The organism is Streptomyces sp. NPDC102462, assembly GCF_044765425.1.
GTDB lineage: Bacteria > Actinomycetota > Actinomycetes > Streptomycetales > Streptomycetaceae > Streptomyces.
Genome location: NZ_JBIWKB010000006.1, coordinates 89,918 through 105,755 on the forward strand (window position 1 = coordinate 89,918; position 15,838 = coordinate 105,755).

15 protein-coding genes, 1 tRNA gene and 1 pseudogene are annotated in these 15,838 nt (G+C 69.1%); 9 read left to right on the forward strand and 8 right to left on the reverse strand.

Translation table 11 applies throughout. The annotated features are described in order from the left end of the window. The first annotated feature begins 433 nt into the window (after positions 1-433). From ACIRFL_RS07570 to ACIRFL_RS07580, 3 genes are all read left to right on the forward strand, one after another. Entirely contained in the window at positions 434-2,701 is a 2,268-nt protein-coding gene (locus ACIRFL_RS07570) for a heterodisulfide reductase-related iron-sulfur binding cluster (RefSeq protein WP_404025020.1), read from the forward strand. 79 nt (positions 2,702-2,780) lie between these two features. Then, complete coding sequence (locus ACIRFL_RS07575; protein ID WP_404025023.1) at positions 2,781-4,124, forward strand: FG-GAP repeat domain-containing protein; 1,344 nt, start codon at positions 2,781-2,783, stop codon at positions 4,122-4,124. A 279-nt stretch (positions 4,125-4,403) separates the two neighbouring features. Then, a complete protein-coding gene (locus tag ACIRFL_RS07580; RefSeq protein WP_404025025.1) occupies positions 4,404-5,453 on the forward strand; it encodes a YIP1 family protein in 1,050 nt (349 codons plus the stop codon). 20 nt (positions 5,454-5,473) lie between these two features. On the opposite strand, the gene ACIRFL_RS07585 is transcribed toward ACIRFL_RS07580, so the two are convergent. Both ACIRFL_RS07585 and dcd read right to left on the reverse strand, forming a co-directional pair. Further along, entirely contained in the window at positions 5,474-5,971 is a 498-nt protein-coding gene (locus ACIRFL_RS07585) for a phosphoribosyltransferase (protein ID WP_404025028.1), read from the reverse strand. A gap of 5 nt (positions 5,972-5,976) precedes the next feature. Next, the gene (gene dcd, locus ACIRFL_RS07590) at positions 5,977-6,552 is read right to left on the reverse strand and encodes a dCTP deaminase (RefSeq protein ID WP_404025030.1); all 576 of its coding nucleotides are present in this window, start codon (positions 6,550-6,552) and stop codon (positions 5,977-5,979) included. A gap of 681 nt (positions 6,553-7,233) precedes the next feature. On the opposite strand from dcd, the gene ACIRFL_RS07595 reads away from it, so the two are divergent. Next, positions 7,234-7,307, forward strand: a tRNA-Gly gene (locus ACIRFL_RS07595). 460 nt (positions 7,308-7,767) lie between these two features. Here the strand turns inward: ACIRFL_RS07595 and ACIRFL_RS07600 are convergent. The 3 genes from ACIRFL_RS07600 to ACIRFL_RS07610 form a co-directional block, all read right to left on the reverse strand. Further along, positions 7,768-8,031, reverse strand: a complete 264-nt coding sequence (locus ACIRFL_RS07600; RefSeq protein WP_404025032.1) for a hypothetical protein — start codon at positions 8,029-8,031, stop codon at positions 7,768-7,770. A 357-nt stretch (positions 8,032-8,388) separates the two neighbouring features. Beyond that, the gene (locus ACIRFL_RS07605) at positions 8,389-8,958 is read right to left on the reverse strand and encodes a PIN domain-containing protein (protein ID WP_404025034.1); all 570 of its coding nucleotides are present in this window, start codon (positions 8,956-8,958) and stop codon (positions 8,389-8,391) included. Between the two features lie 13 nt (positions 8,959-8,971). Next, positions 8,972-9,436 (reverse strand): helix-turn-helix domain-containing protein, encoded by a 465-nt coding sequence (locus tag ACIRFL_RS07610; RefSeq protein ID WP_404025035.1) that lies wholly within the window; start codon positions 9,434-9,436, stop codon positions 8,972-8,974. Between the two features lie 128 nt (positions 9,437-9,564). Here ACIRFL_RS07610 and ACIRFL_RS07615 point away from each other — a divergent pair. From ACIRFL_RS07615 to ACIRFL_RS07630, 4 genes and pseudogenes are all read left to right on the forward strand, one after another. Next, positions 9,565-10,404 (forward strand): annotated as a pseudogene (locus ACIRFL_RS07615) (IS982 family transposase); the annotation flags it as partial. Between the two features lie 371 nt (positions 10,405-10,775). Further along, the gene (locus ACIRFL_RS07620) at positions 10,776-10,979 is read left to right on the forward strand and encodes a cold-shock protein (RefSeq protein WP_030224351.1); all 204 of its coding nucleotides are present in this window, start codon (positions 10,776-10,778) and stop codon (positions 10,977-10,979) included. 178 nt (positions 10,980-11,157) lie between these two features. Further along, on the forward strand, positions 11,158-12,648 hold the full coding sequence (locus ACIRFL_RS07625) for a DEAD/DEAH box helicase (RefSeq protein ID WP_404025037.1): 1,491 nt from the start codon (positions 11,158-11,160) through the stop codon (positions 12,646-12,648). 164 nt (positions 12,649-12,812) lie between these two features. Then, a complete protein-coding gene (locus tag ACIRFL_RS07630) occupies positions 12,813-13,061 on the forward strand; it encodes a CBS domain-containing protein (protein ID WP_404025040.1) in 249 nt (82 codons plus the stop codon). A gap of 246 nt (positions 13,062-13,307) precedes the next feature. Here the strand turns inward: ACIRFL_RS07630 and ACIRFL_RS07635 are convergent, their stop codons facing one another. Continuing rightward, entirely contained in the window at positions 13,308-13,682 is a 375-nt protein-coding gene (locus ACIRFL_RS07635; RefSeq protein WP_404025042.1) for a hypothetical protein, read from the reverse strand. A 557-nt stretch (positions 13,683-14,239) separates the two neighbouring features. On the opposite strand from ACIRFL_RS07635, the gene ACIRFL_RS07640 reads away from it, so the two are divergent. Next, positions 14,240-14,590, forward strand: coding sequence for a MerR family transcriptional regulator (locus tag ACIRFL_RS07640; protein WP_404025044.1), 351 nt, complete (start codon positions 14,240-14,242; stop codon positions 14,588-14,590). Positions 14,591-15,125: 535 nt separating this feature from the next. On the opposite strand, the gene ACIRFL_RS07645 is transcribed toward ACIRFL_RS07640, so the two are convergent. Then, a complete protein-coding gene (locus ACIRFL_RS07645; RefSeq protein ID WP_404025047.1) occupies positions 15,126-15,569 on the reverse strand; it encodes a PIN domain-containing protein in 444 nt (147 codons plus the stop codon). Further along, the gene (locus ACIRFL_RS07650; protein WP_404025049.1) at positions 15,566-15,832 is read right to left on the reverse strand and encodes a CopG family transcriptional regulator; all 267 of its coding nucleotides are present in this window, start codon (positions 15,830-15,832) and stop codon (positions 15,566-15,568) included. The genes ACIRFL_RS07645 and ACIRFL_RS07650 overlap by 4 nt, the downstream gene beginning before the upstream one ends. Positions 15,833-15,838: the final 6 nt, after the last annotated feature.

The following is a 15,838-nucleotide window of genomic DNA, read 5'->3' on the forward strand; positions in this document are numbered from 1 at the left end:
CCCCTTCGGGGGCTAACCCTGGCCCCGACGGCAAGCGAAACCGTGCCGCCCGCCCGGGCTCGGCCACCCGCCGAGGGGCGGCACGCCATCCGCCGAGCGCGGCTGCGTCCGGGCTGAGCGCGCAGTTCCCCGCGCCCCTTCGGGGGCTAACCCTGGCCCCGACGGCAAGCGAAACCGTGCCGCCCGCCCGGGCTCGGCCACCCGCCGAGGGGCGGCACGCCATCCGCCGAGTGCGGGCGCGTCCGGGCTGAGCGCGCAGTTCCCCGCGCCCCTTCGGGGGGCCCGTCCAGCTCGGTTGGGGCGCCGGACCTGGGGGTGGGCAGCGACTCAGATCACCTCGTGCCCGGCTACAGTGCGAAGGAAGATGGGGGTAGTCTCAGACGGACTGCATAAGTTACCGCTTAGTAATTTCGAGGCCGCCTCAGGAGCCCCAATGCAACTCGCCGCGATCATCGTGTCGCTGGTCCTGATCGTGGTCGGCGTGGCACTGTTCGGCCGCGCCCTCCTCCAGCTCTACGCCTTCATGCGCCTCGGCCAGCCGGTGCCGGCCGGGACCAGGACCGACGCCCCCACGCAGCGCACCCTCACCGTGGTCAAGGAATTCCTCGGCCACACCCGGATGAACCGCTGGGGCGTCGTCGGCGTGGCGCACTGGTTCGTGGCGGTGGGCTTCTTCACCCTGCTGCTGACGATCGTCAACGCGATCGGCCAGCTGTTCCAGGCGGACTGGCTCCTGCCGGTCATCGGCGACTGGGCCCCGTACAACGTCTTCGTCGAGTTCATCGGCACCATGACGGTCCTCGGCATCCTGGTGCTGATCGCCGTCCGCCAGCTGAGCCACCCGCGCCGGCCGGGCCGCAAGTCCCGCTTCGCGGGCTCCAACTTCGGCCAGGCGTACTTCGTCGAGGCCGTCATCCTCATCGTCGGCGTCTGCATCTTCATGCTGCACGCCCTGGAGGGCGCCCAGCACCACGTGAACGGCTACGAGGCGTCCTTCTTCGTCTCGTACCCGGTCGTCTCCTGGCTGAGCGGCATGGACGTCTCCACGCTGCAGAACCTCACCTACTTCTTCGCCGGCCTGAAGATCGCCACGTCCTTCATCTGGATGATCACGGTCGCCCTGAAGACCGACATGGGCGTCGCCTGGCACCGCTTCCTCGCGTTCCCGAACATCTTCTTCAAGCGCAACGCCACCGGCGAGACCTCGCTCGGCGCACTGCTGCCGATGACCTCCGGCGGCAAGCCGATCGACTTCACCGACCCCGGTGACGACGACGTCTTCGGCGTCTCGCAGGTCGAGCAGTTCTCCTGGAAGGGCCTGCTGGACTTCTCCACCTGCACCGAGTGCGGCCGCTGCCAGTCGCAGTGCCCGGCCTGGAACACCGGCAAGCCGCTCTCCCCGAAGCTGCTGATCATGTCCCTGCGGGACAACGCGCACGCCAAGGCGCCGTACCTGCTCGCGGGCGGCGGCAAGACCATGGAGGGCGAGGAGAAGGCCACCGCCGAGCAGCTGAAGGACGTCCCGGCGACGGCGCTCGCCGAGGCCGAACGGCCGCTGATCGGCACCGCCGAAGACAACGGAGTCATCGACCCGGACGTCCTGTGGTCCTGCACCACCTGCGGCGCCTGCGTCGAGCAGTGCCCGGTCGACATCGAGCACATCGACCACATCGTCGACATGCGCCGCTACCAGGTGATGATCGAGTCCGCGTTCCCGTCCGAGGCGGGCACGATGCTCAAGAACCTGGAGAAGAAGGGCAACCCCTGGGGCCTGGCCAAGAAGCAGCGCCTGGCATGGACCAAGGAGGTCGACTTCGAGGTCCCCGTCGTCGGCCAGGACATCGAGGACCTCACCGAGGTCGAGTACCTGTACTGGGTCGGCTGCGCCGGCGCCCTGGAGGACCGCGCCAAGAAGACCACCAAGGCCTTCGCGGAACTCCTGCACATCGCGGGCGTCAAGTTCGCGATCATGGGCGGCGACGAGAAGTGCACCGGCGACTCCGCCCGCCGCCTCGGCAACGAGCCCCTGTTCCAGGAACTGGGCATGGAGAACGTCGCCGCGCTCAACATGGCCTTCGGCGAGGACGACGAGGACGAGTCGACCAAGAAGCCGAAGTCCGCGAAGAAGATCGTCGCCACCTGCCCGCACTGCCTCAACACCATCGGCAACGAATACCCGCAGCTCGGCGGCGACTACGAGGTCATCCACCACACCCAACTGCTCCAGCACCTCGTCGACGAGGGCAAGCTGATCCCCGTCACCCCGGTCGAGGGCATCATCACCTACCACGACCCCTGCTACCTGGGCCGCCACAACAAGATCTACACGCCCCCGCGCGAGATCATCGGCAAGGTCCCGGGCCTCAGGAACGAGGAGATGCACCGCCACAAGGAACGCGGCTTCTGCTGCGGCGCCGGCGGTGCCCGCATGTGGATGGAGGAGCGGATCGGCAAGCGCATCAACAACGAGCGCGTCGACGAAGCCCTCTCCCTGAACCCGGACATCGTCTCCACCGCCTGCCCGTTCTGCCTGGTCATGCTCACCGACTCGGTCAACGGCAAGAAGAACGAGGGCAAGGCCAAGGAGTCCATCCAGGTCGTGGACGTCGCCCAGCTGCTCCTCGACTCCGTCAAGACGCCGATCGACCCGGCGGGCGAGCCGAAGACCGAGGACGCACCGGAGCCCGAACCGGTGAAGTGACCCGGCGAAGCCCGGACGTACCGACACCCTCGCGCCCCGGCGGGCCCGGGGGTGTCGCCGTCCTTGGCACACGTGCATCATGGCCGGGTCGTTGTCGACGGGACTGACGGGGCGGGCGGTGCGCGTGCGGACGTACGGGAGACGGACGGCGGCGGTGGCGGTGGCGCTCGGCTGCGGCGGGCTGCTCCTCGCCGCCTGCGGTCCCGGCACCCCCGACGCCGGCCCCGCCGACCGCGCCCCGGTCACCATCGCCGACGCCCCCGCCCTGCTCCCCGTACCGCGCGGCACCGGCAGCGAGGTCCCCGACGACTTCAACGGCGACGGCCACCGCGACCTCGTCCTCGGCGACCTCGTGAAGGCGCAGAGCCACGCGGACGACGCGGGCATCGGCATCGTGTACGGCAGCGCACACGGACTCCGGCCCGGCGCACGGCAGTTGCTCAGCCCGCGCAAACAGGCCGCGCCGACGAAGGGCCGGCTCCCCGCCGTCTTCGACCCGGAGGCGAGCTGCGACCTGGACGGCGACGGCTTCACCGACCTCGTCGTGTCGACCGACCCGCCCTACGACGGCCAGAGCGCGCCCCCGGTGCCGCTGCAGATCCTGTTCGGCTCCCCCGCGGGCCTGACCGGCCGGGCCGTCCCGCTCACCGTCCCGGCCCGCGCCCGCTTCGGCGACGACTGGCCCGACCAGCCTGTGTGCGGCGACTTCGACGGGGACGGCAGGGCCGACCTCGTGGTGCACGCCTCCGTCGGCCGGCTGTCGTACCTGCGGGGCCCGTTCAGCCGGGCCGGCGTCCCGCACGCGGCCGCCGCGCCGATCCCCGCCCCGGGCGAGGCGCCCACCGGGCCCGCCGTCGACATCGACCGCGACGGCTACGACGACCTGGTCGTCCGCGCCGCCACCGGCCGCGCCGCCTCGGCGGTGGTCCACGGCGGCCCCGACGGCCCGACCCGCACCGGCGTGCGACTGCCCGCCGGCAGCGACGTGGCGATCGGCCGCTTCGGCCGCGGTCCGGCCCTGGACGCGGCGATCGGCGGCATGGCGGAGACGGCCCTGCGCTACGACCTGCCCACGCCCCTGCGCGCCACCCTGGCCGCTCCCGGCTCCCTGCTGGACACCGCCGACTTCGACGGCGACGGCCACGACGACCTCGTCTCCAGCGGGTCCCGGCTGCGGATCGTGCCCGGCGGCACGGCGGGCCTCGCGGCACGGGACACCGTCACCGTCACCCCGCCCGCCCGCGGCACCACCCGCGTGCTGGCCGTGGGCGACTTCGACGGCGACGGACGGGCCGACCTGGCGCTGCGGACGTACCGCGGCGAGACGAGGGACACCATCACCGTGTACCGGGGCGCGCGCAGCGGCCTGGTCGAGCCGAGGCCGGCGGTCACCTTCTCCAGCTCGGAGTTCCTGCCCCGCTGAGTGCTCCGCGGGTTTTGCCGCGATGGGCCGTCGGTCGTCTGCGGCACCGTCGTGGCTGCTCGCGCCGCGCCGCGCCGTGCCGTGCCGTCGGGCGGCTGCGGCACCATCGTGGCTGCTCGCGCCCGCGCGGCGGAGCCGCAAATCGATACAGCCCCGCGCCCTTCGGGGCGCTGCCGGACCGCTACGGACTTCGTCGGCGCCCGTCCTCCCCGTGCCGGCGTGCTCCTCCCTGGGGCCCCTGAAGTCCTCCCAGGGGACCCCTAGTGGAGCCCCTAGGGGATGTCACAGCTCGGCCGCAAAGGCGGCCCCGAACGCCCGGGCCCCGCACGCCACTCGGCGGGACCAGGTACGTTCGATGGCGTGGCTGGATTCAGGATCGGACGCGGCGGCCGGGACGACCGGGCCCCGCAAGCGCGCCCGCAGAACCCCCCGTACGGACAGCAGGCCCCGCAGGGCCCGGCGCGAGGCCGGCAGGGGCAGTCGTACGGCTATCCCCCCGCGCCGAGCCCGCAGCAGCGGCCGCGGTACGGCGACGGCGGCCAGTGGCGGCAGGCGGGCGGCGGACACCCGGGCCAGGGCGGCGACGGCCCCGAGTACTTCGGCGACGGCTACGGCCACCAGGGCGCCCACCCACAGAGCGGCTACCCGCAGAACGGCTACCCGCAGGGCGGCCCCGACCCGTACGCGGCCAACCAGCCGGGCCACACCCAGGCGTTCTCGATAGACGAGGACCCGTACCAGCAGGGCGGGACCTACCGCGCGGGCTCGGCCCCGGCCGGTCCGATCGGCCCGCGTCTGCACTGGAAGGAACTGCTGCGCGGCATCGTCGTCGCGCCCAACCAGACGTTCCTGCGGATGCGGGACTACACGATGTGGGGCCCGGCCCTCATCGTGACCTTCCTCTACGGTCTCCTCGCCGTCTTCGGCTTCGACGGGGCCCGCGAGGAGGCGATCAACGCGACGCTCTCCAACGCCGTCCCGATCGTTCTGATCACCGCGGTCGCGATGGTGCTCAGCGCGTTCGTCCTGGGCGTGGTCACCCACACCCTGGCCCGCCAGCTCGGCGGCGACGGCGCCTGGCAGCCCACGGTGGGCCTGTCCATGCTGATCATGTCCGTCACGGACGCGCCCCGCCTGGTCGTCGCCATGTTCTTCGGCGGCGACGCGGGCTTCGTACAGCTCCTCGGCTGGGCCACCTGGCTGGCGGGCGGCGCGCTGCTGACCCTGATGGTCAGCCGCTCCCACGACCTGCCGTGGCCGCGGGCCCTGGGCGCGTCGGCGATCCAGCTGATCGCCCTGCTGTCGATCGTGAAACTGGGCACCGTCTAACCCACCGCACGCCCCCTTGCTCAGGCGTCGAGCACCTGCCCCGCCCGCCGCACCACGGGCGGCAGGACGCTCCACGGGAAGTTGATCCAGTCGTCGGTGCGCTTCCAGACGTACTCGCACTTCACGAGGCTCTGCGACTTCTCGTAGATCACGGCGGACCGCACCTCGGCGACCGTGTCCAGGCAGAAGTCGCGCACCAGCTTGAGCGTCTTGCCGGTGTCGGCGACGTCGTCGGTGATCAGGACCTTCTTCTCGGAGAAGTCGATCAGGTTCGGGACGGGCGCGAGCATCACCGGCATCTCCAGCGTGGTGCCCACACCGGTGTAGAACTCGACGTTCACCAGGTGGAGGTTCTTGCAGTCGAGGGCGTAGGCGAGCCCGCCCGCGAGGAACACCCCGCCCCGCGCGATGCTGAGCACGATGTCCGGCTCGTACCCGTCGTCCGCGATGGTCTGCGCCAGCTCGCGCACGGCGTCGCCGAACCGCTCGTAGGTCAGGCTCTCGCGTATGTCGCTCACGTCGCTCACACCTGCGTCCGGTGGAAGTTGAGGTAGGAGCGGGAGGCGGTGGGCCCGCGCTGCCCCTGGTACCGCGAGCCGTACCGCTCGCTGCCGTACGGGGACTCGGCCGGCGAGCTCAGCCGGAACATGCACAGCTGCCCGATCTTCATGCCCGGCCAGAGCTTGATCGGCAGGGTGGCGAGGTTGGACAGCTCCAGCGTGACGTGCCCGGAGAACCCGGGGTCGATGAAGCCCGCGGTGGAGTGTGTGACGAGCCCGAGCCGCCCGAGGGAACTCTTGCCCTCCAGCCGCGAGGCGAGGTCGTCGGGCAGCGTGATGACCTCGTACGTGCTGGCGAGCACGAACTCCCCGGGGTGCAGGATGAACGGCTCGTCGCCGTCCGGCTCCACGAGCCGGGTCAGATCGGCCTGCTCGATGGAGGGGTCGATGTGCGGGTACCGGTGATTCTCGAACACCCGGAAGAACCGATCCAGCCGCACGTCGATGCTCGACGGCTGCACCATGGATTCGTCGTAGGGATCGATCCGCACCCGCCCGGCGTCGATCTCGGCCCGGATGTCCTTGTCTGAGAGAAGCACGTCCCGAGGATACGCAAGGCGCGCGGAGCCGTGACAATCGTGACGACTCCGCGCGCGGACGGGGCGGCCGGCGAAGCGCCGGTACGCCCCCGCTCGGCGGCGGCTACCACCTCTCACTTTCCCGACAGCCACAAGCTCCAGTGAGCCCCTGCGGCTACTGCCTACTGCACTGTCCCGCTGCTACTACTGCTTCTGCCTCTGCTTCTGCTGTGGCTTCTGCTTCGGCTTCTCTGCATCACTGCATCACTACATCACTGCTTCTCAAGCGCGACCGGCACCACGCTGCGGAGCCGGGCACACCGCGGACACCGGACGAGCCGGCCGGGTCCGAGCCGCTCGGCCTGCTGCATCGGGAACGAAGCGGTGCTGAACACGTGCCCATCGGCACAGCGGACGACGGTACGTTCCATCAAGTCCAAGAGTCCCTTCCCCAAGAGCCGCGTCTGGCCAACTACCCTGACGACAAAAGCCACATTACGGGATCAAAGAGACGACTCTCCAGGCGGCACTCCGGCCCCACCCGGGCCCTCTTCCGCGCCCCCACCGTACGCCCCAACTCCGGCCCCCCGCACCCGGATCCCACCCCCTGAAACGCGCTCAGGCCCACGGCGTCAGCACCGGGGGCCTGCGATGAGGTAGAGTAACCGAGCGTTCGGACACCGACTCGGGTCGGCGTCTTACGCGGGTGTAGTTTAATGGTAGAACATCAGCTTCCCAAGCTGAGAGCGCGAGTTCGATTCTCGTCACCCGCTCCAGAGAGAAACCCCAGGTCGGTGGCCTGGGGTTTGTTTGTTGTCTAGTTCAATTCGGGGTGGCGTGCCCTCCGTGTGCCCTAAGTCGAGGGGAATCGCCCCCGCGCCGCATGTCACGCAAATGGCGTTGAAGTCGCTTACGCAGAGGCCGACTTACGAGCAGGCGCGCAGCTTCGACCATCCGGACTGCACTTCGGTCGTTCCGCAGCGGCAGCGTGAGCGGCTGGTTCACAATGCGCGCCAGCCCACCAGGTACGACCGTTCTCGAAGACGCCGAACGTCATCGCGTTGTGGGCGTCCCACGAAGAAGGGGACGCCCTGACAAGCTCCCCCAGGAGATCGGCCGAGGCTGTCGGCACCACGCCACTCAAGCTGAGCGTGAAGCTGCCGCTGAGGAGGCGAAAGCTCGGGCCGAGAGGGCGAGGCAGCACGCAGAACGAGAACAGCGGACGATCAGCGCGAGTCAATGTGCCAGCCATACCGAACCGAGGCATTTGAGCTGAGCGACAAGGCCCGCGCCGAACGGATTCCTTTGGTGTTCGCCGGCGACCCGAACATCACCATCCCGCAGCTCGGGACCAAGCTCCCCGACGATCTCGGAATCCACGAGGCCACATCGGCCACCGAGCTGGACATAGCAACGGCGTACACCAAAGAACGCGACCGGGCTGGCCAGGCTGCACGCATCGTTCTCGACCATCAGGAGTGCTTCGACAACGAACTTCATCGCCGAGGCCACCCTCATAGATCAGGCGCCTACAGAGGTAAGCCAGGTGGAGATGCCCTCACCCGCTCACTGCAGCGACGGCTGGCCGTCCAGCTCCATCGGCCGACGGGGAGCATGTTCACACCGTGTACTCCCCGCGCGTCCCTGGGCCACGTTGTTCTTCGACTGATCACGTAGGGCGCGGCAGCCTAGAGCCCAAACCCTGGCCTCAGGCGCGCACCAGGTCTCCCAGTGCCGCACGCAGGGTAGTGCCTGCGACAGGCCCTGCCACGGCCATCTCCGAGAAGCGGCTGGCCTTGACCTCGCAGCCGACCCTTCCTCACCGGCGGATGAAGCAGGCCGGTCCCTCCTCACGGCTCAGTAGGCGCTGGGCGAGCTCACGGCTCCCGGTCCATGGCGCAGGGCGGCCACGGACTCGGTCAGTCCTGACCTCTCCAGCTGGCCCAGCACGTCATCGAACGTCTGCGGCGGGCGCCGTCGGGAGGTGGCGATCTCTTGCACGCAGGCGTACACGACGCGATCGTCCAGCCCTATGAGATCCATCATGAAATCGTCAGCGGACTTGCGTTCAATGCCCCAGTTGGCGAGATAGTCGGGCGGGAAGTCTTTACGATTGTTCGTAACGATCACTTGGGCGCTCGCCTGGATGGCCGCGGCCAGCACATGCCTGTCGTCCATGTCGGGCAGCTTGAGCCCCTCGATGAGGGGCTCAAAGCCCGTGACCAAACAGTCACGTACCGCCTGGTTCATGAGGGACCTACGGCGCGCCAGGGTTTCGGGAGCGATGTTGTAGTCCCGTGCGATGTTCCGGTCTACCTCATCCAGGATCACCTCTGTCCATCTAGCACGGACGAAGCCTCTCTGGCTGACACGGATCAGCAGGTCCCGCAGCGTGTTGGGGTACAAGACGCATGCGTCGTAGATCACGACAAATGTCATGTCAGAGCAGTCCCAGCTCCTGATCCAGTTCCATCAGTTCGTCGGCTGCCCCATTGCGCCTAGCGTCGTCCTCACGCAGGTACTGACGCAGATCGGCAAAGCGAATACGGCGGTGACGGCCCACAAGCCTGAAGGGGATCTCCCCAGACTCAAGGAGACCGATCAGGTATGGGCGGGACACGTTCAGCATGTCGGCAGCTTGCTGAGTTGTCAGCTCAGCGTCGACCGGCATGATCTGGACGCCTTGGCCATTGGCCAGGGCTGCCAGCATCGAGGCGAACATCTCCGCCACAGGCCGCGGCAGAACAAGCGCTTCGTCACCGGCTCCGGTCTCCAGGTGCACCTGGATGTCGTCATTGCTCTGAGCTGTGCGTGAGAGGTAGTCGTTGATCCGCCGCAGCGCTCGCTGCGCATCACCTGCGTCGACTACGCCTGGTTCGAGCTTCTTGCCTGTTGCAGTCCCCATGACGCCCTCCACTGTTGTATTCGAATTATTCGCAACAAACGAAGCGAGCGCAACCCGACTGCGGTAACGATCCCCGAACGGAGGAAGCGTAAGCTGATCCAGCCGGGCGGCCGCTTGAGTCGCGGGGCCTGGGACCGATCCCCTGGCGGCCGAAGTTCGGGATCGCGCCCACGCTCAGTGCTGCGGAACTGCTCACGCTCGCGGTGATGTCAGCGCTGCTCGGCTACACCTCCGAGCGGCGCTGGCTGCGCCGCGTCGACCGGGACTTCCGCGGCCTGTTCCCCTACGTGCCCCGGCAGTCCGGCTACAGCAAGCGTCTGCGCTCCGCGTCCTCCCTGCTCACCAGCATGATCCGGATCCTGGCCCGTGACACTTCGCTGTGGAACGACGACGTGTGGCTCGTGGACTCAAGCCCCGTCGACTGCAGTTGCTCCCGCGAGACAGCCAAGCGCTCGGACCTGGCCGGGTGGGCTCAGTACGGATGCTGCGCGTCGCACTCACGGTACCTCTGGGGCCTGCGACTGCACCTGGTGTGCACACTCGGCGGGCTGCCGGTCCTGTTCGCTCTGACCGGCGCGAAGGCCGACGAACGCGAGACACTGCGCGACATGCTCGACACCGCACCTGACGTGACCGCCTCCCATCCCGGACAGACGATCATCGGCGACAATCACTACTACGGCCGCGAGTTCGAGCATGACCTTGCCGAGCGTCACCTGGAACTGCTGCGGCCGGCCCGCAAGGGCGAACCCGAGCGGGCCGGGGCACACCTGTTCAAGCCGCCGCGGCAGGTCATCGAGTCGGTCAACCAGACCTTCAAAGGCCAGCTCGACCTCGAGCGACACGGCGCCAAGAGCCCGGCAGGGGTGGCGGCCCGCGTCTTGTGCCGGATCCTCGCACTCACAGCGGTGATCTGGCACAACGACAAAACCGGACAGCCGACCAAGCGGTCACTGACCGCCTACGACACGGACACGTACCTCGCATTCGAGGAAACAGCCCTCGATCGCGGTGTCCCCTCCCCGGTGACGGCAGTGGTCACGTGCGCACCGTCGCAGCAGGTCACAGCACCGCGCGTGGAAACACTCGACGGCAATACTGCACCCCCGGAAGTCAATATCTGTTGTGGCCGCGTAAGAAATCGACGCGGCGCACGACAAACATTCCTGTGGCCACAGGCGGTGCGGAATTATTCGCCGCGCAGGGCCGACGCCGACGTGTTAGTATCGTCGTCAGTTGCAGGTGTGGTTGCCAGAAGGTTTTTCCGACGGCCGATCATCGGTGACACGAAATACGCACAGGGCGTATTCCTGAAACCGTCCCCCGAAGGAGAAACAAAATGGCTACTGGCACTGTGAAGTGGTTCAACGCAGAAAAGGGCTTCGGCTTCATCGAGCAGGACGGCGGCGGCGCCGACGTCTTCGCCCACTACTCGAACATCGCCGCCCAGGGCTTCCGTGAGCTGCAGGAAGGCCAGAAGGTGTCGTTCGACATCGCGCAGGGCCAGAAGGGCCCGACGGCCGAGAACATCGTTCCCGCCTGACGCACCGGCACTGACGCATACTTCGCAGCTGGGGCCCGCACCTTGGGGTGCGGGCCCCAGCTCGCTTCGTTCCCGGGTCATTCGACCCGTCGTTTTCGGCCCGTTCTCGCGATTCTCTGCGCCGCTTATTCTGCTGCGGAAACTCCTTGATACGTGCCCGCATCGAGGAGGGTTCTGCATGAACCGCACCCGTACCACTCGCGCACGCACCGATCGCCCGTCCGACCGCTTCGGAGGACGGGCCTCCGCAGGCCGCTCCGGTGTACCACGTCGCTCCAACGGTTACGGAAACCGACAGCCGGCGCGGGCCGAGTTCGCCCTGCCGAAGACGGTCACGCCCGCGTTGCCCGCCGTCGAGTCGTTCGCCGATCTCGCCATGCCGGCGCCGCTGCTGACCACGCTCGGCCAGGAAGGCGTGACCGTACCGTTCCCGATCCAGGCGGCGACCTTGCCGAACTCCCTGGCCGGCCGTGACGTACTCGGTCGCGGCCGCACCGGATCGGGCAAGACCCTCGCCTTCGGCCTGGCGGTGCTGGCCCGTACGGCGGGTCGCCGCGCCGAGCCGCGCCGGCCACTGGCCCTGATCCTCGTCCCCACCCGTGAGCTGGCCCAGCAGGTCACCGACGCGCTCGCTCCCTACGCCCGCGCCGTCAGCCTGCGGCTCGCCACCGTCGTCGGCGGAATGTCCATCGGCAGGCAGTCCGGTGTGCTGCGCGCCGGCGCCGAGGTGGTCGTCGCGACGCCCGGTCGGCTCAAGGACCTCATCGACCGGGGCGACTGCCGGCTCGTCGACGTCGGCACCACGGTTCTCGACGAGGCCGACCAGATGACCGACTTGGGCTTCATGCCCCAGGTCACCGCCCTGCTCGACCAGGTGCGTCCCGAGGGTCAGCGGCTGTTGTTCTCGGCCACCCTGGACCGCAACGTCGACCTGCTGGTCCGCCGCTACCTGACCGACCCGGTGGTTCACTCCGTGGACCCGTCGGCCGGTGCCGTCACCACGATGGAGCACCACGTACTCCACGTGCACGACGCGGACAAGCACCGCACGACCACCGAGATCGCGGCCCGGGACGGCCGGGTCATCATGTTCCTGGACACCAAGCACGCCGTGGACCGGCTGACCAAGCACCTGCTGAGCAGCGGTGTCCGCGCCGCGGCCCTGCACGGTGGCCGGTCCCAGCCGCAGCGCACCCGGACCCTGGCGCAGTTCAAGGACGGTCACGTCACCGTCCTGGTGGCCACCAACGTCGCGGCCCGCGGCATCCACATCGACAGCCTCGACCTGGTCGTCAACGTGGATCCGCCCAGCGACCCCAAGGACTATCTGCACCGTGGCGGCCGTACGGCCCGCGCCGGGGAGTCCGGCAGCGTCGTCACCCTCGTGACCCCCCAACAGCGCCGCGACATGAGCCGACTGCTGGCTTCGGCGGGCATCACCCCGCGCATCACCCCGGTCCGCTCGGGCGATGCGGAGCTGAGCCGCATCACGGGTGCCCAGGCGCCCTCCGGTGTCCCGGTGGTCATCACCGCGCCTGTCGTGGAACGCGCCCGCCGCACCTCTTCGCCGTCCTGGGACCGCCGGGGCCGCACCGGTCGGGGCCGCACCGCCGGCGCGGGGATGAGCCGCAGGGCACAGCGGCGGCCCGGCCACGAGTCAGCTGCTTAGGCCGACGCGGCCCCGGGAGCCCCTGTGGCTTCCCCGGGCCGCACAGGCCATCAGGCCGACCAGCCTCACCGAAGGAGACACCCTTGACGCCAGCGCGGACGCAGTACGGCAGGCCCCCCGTGGTCGACGACAGCGAAGGGCACGGGCCTCGGGTATGTGACGACATGACCGTCGAGGTGGCTCTGGCCGTCATGGCGGGTGCCCGGGTCGAGTACCTGACCGTGTGCGACGCGGACGACGAGAGCACGGACTTGGTCACCCTGGTCCGGCTCGCCGTTGTCCGCGACAGTTCCACGTACACGGACCGGATCCGGCTGCGGGACGTCCTCGACGGATCGCCGCCCTTGCCCGGCGCCCGTCCCGGCGGCGTCGGTGAGTACGGCCGGGTTCCTGGCGTCGCCCTCTCTCGCTGATACGCCGCGCCCCGCGCTTCACCTGCCACGAGCGTCCTGAGGTCGCGGGCGTGGGCGGTCCCACTCCGCTGCGGACCGCATCGGCGGTGCTCGGCGGCACTCGCCCCGTGGAGGTATGAGAACGGGCGGGACACCGCCCTCAGGATCCCGGTGGGGGCCCTGCCGACGCGCGTCGGCAGGGCCCCCACCGCTGTGTCGCCCTCCGCTCGTCAACTGCCGGCCGGGCTACGGGGCGGAGACCGCGCCTCAGCGGTCGACGTAGCTGAGATCGCCTACGGTCCATGCGCTGACGTCCTTGATCGCGACTCGGTACATGCCGCCCGTCTCCGGGATGCCGAGGCTTCCCTGAAGGATCCGGGCGAGATGAAAGTGCAGGTGCGTGGGCGCCTCGCCGCGACCGGGCCGGCTCCCTCGCGGGCCGCGGGTGAAGACGTCCGAGAACGGGCCGAGACGGTCCGAGCCCTTCAGGACCTCCGCCACCCGCTCCCTCCACACGGCCTCTGGCGCCAGCCGGCCGGTGATGACGGCGCCGCCGACGACCACGGTCAGCGACATCTGATTGCTTTGCTCGGACTCCACCGCGGCGGAGATGGCGACGAGCAGCTCATCAGGGTTCGACATGACAGCAGAGTTTATGCGGCCCGCCCGTGCCCGGACCGCCGCAGGGCTGTAGGGGGTTGCGCGGGAGGCGGCCTCCCGGCACCCGGTGCGGGCCGATCACGGCAGGGTTCTTCCTCCACCAGAAGGGTGAAATCTATTCTTGCGGCAGTAGACTTTCGTACGCGTCGTGGGTACGCTCTTCACCATAGACACGGTCGAAGGAGACCCGCCAGACACGAACTGGCGGGTGGCTTAGTACGAAGTACGCAGGTCAGTGCGGCTGTCGAGCCTCGAAGCCACAGCGTTTCCCATAACGGTGACGGGGCTGACAGCCGCACTGGGCGGCTCGCACGTCGAGGAGCCGCCAACAGCGGTACCTGTTCATTCGGTTGTTGGTCCCGGAAGGGATGGTGGTCCCCGGTCACGCAGTTGCGATCCCCCGCTCCGCCCTGCCGGGCCGGGTAGCGGAAACAGAAGGTCGGCACAGCAGTAGGGCCGACAGATGGTGTTGAATTCCCTTCGGGGCCCTGGTGCCGTACGGCGCCGGGGCCCCTCGACGCGTTGCACAGCGAGGTGACATGACATCGGACAACCCTCTGAATGATCGTCTGGACGACGACGACTACCCCGCGTACACGATGGGCCGGGCAGCCGAAATGCTCGGCACCACCCCGGCCTTCCTCCGAGCCATCGGTGAGGCTCGTCTGATCACTCCGCTCCGCTCGGAGGGAGGACACCGCCGGTACTCCCGCTACCAGCTGCGGATCGCCGCGCGCGCCCGCGAACTCGTCGACAAGGGGACCCCGATCGAGGCCGCGTGCCGCATCGTCATCCTGGAGGACCAGCTTGAGGAAGCGCAGCGCATCAACGCCGAGTACCGCCGCGCGGCCAGCCAATCGGCGGGCGGTTCCGGCTCCGACTCCTCCTGAACGCGCAGGCGCGTGCCGTATTCGGAACGCCGTCTCGCGGCCGAAGGAGAGCACGGCCCGGAAAGTCCCCGGTCCGCCGCTGCCAAATAAACACCGCCCTCGCCCCGCGAGGCGCCCCCCGCCGGAACGGCTGTGCACTCGCCAAGGGTCGCCAGACCGGTCGACGGAGACAGGACGCCGAGCGCAGAGCCCGTTCCCGCAAGCGCTTCGGCCGGCGTCCTTCGACGCGGTGCCCACAGCGTGCTCACAAGACCACAGCGTGCCCACAAGAGCGGACAACCAGGGCCACCGGCGGTATCCACAGGCCCATGCAACGGGGCAGGCGCACCCCATCCCCGCTGCACCGGCACGGCTTCAGCCACCATTGATGTCGTACCAGCGCTGCCAGTTCCCGGCCCTCTCACCGGCCAGGGGCGGGCTCGGACAGGCCGTGCTCGTTGTGGGGCCCGCGTGAGGTGGCCGCGAGGCAGGGGGTAGGCGCTCGTCGTGAGGGCCGGCGGCCGGTATTGACGAACCGACCGCCAAGAACGCTGCGTCAGAGTGGGAGGTCGTCCGGGAGTACCCGGAATGCCTTGTAGCGGCCCAACGGGCGTACGGCCCGGAAGACTCGTCGGTCCAGGGTGAGAATCGCGTCCGTGTCGTAGTCGGCGGCAAGCGCCACGTTCAACGCGTCTGCGAGGTCGAGGTCCAGCGCGCGATGGCGGACACGGACGGACTGGGCGGCGCCCAGGTGGTCCTCCGTGATCTCCGGCAGGACGACACGCCTCCGGCTCATCCAGCGCCGCAGGTCGTCGACCACGCTGAGGGCAGCCTCCCTGCCGAGCTCACGCGTCGCCACGTGATCCAGTTCGGCCAGCAGGAGCGGCGACATGACCAGCAGACCCGCCGCCATGATGGCCTCGTTCGCCGCCCGGTGTTCCGGGTGAGCGGAGTCCAGGGCTGCCAGAAGGCCGGACGTATCGGCGATGACTATGATCACGCAGCGGATCCGGAACCCGAGCCGGTCTCACGCCGGACGGCCTCGGCGACCGTGTCGCGGACCGCCGGCTTGGACAGCGTGCGCCCCGGCCCCTCGAAGGTGCGCGAGAACAGCGGCTCGTCCCAGACCCGGTTCGCCATGGCCGCAAGGTGGATGCCCTGACGGATGATCTCGGCCTCGCTTATACCCCGGCGCTTGGCGGCCTCCTTGATGATGGCCAGGTCCTCCGGGTCGGCATAGACGTTGGTGCGCTTCATGGACATGTACCG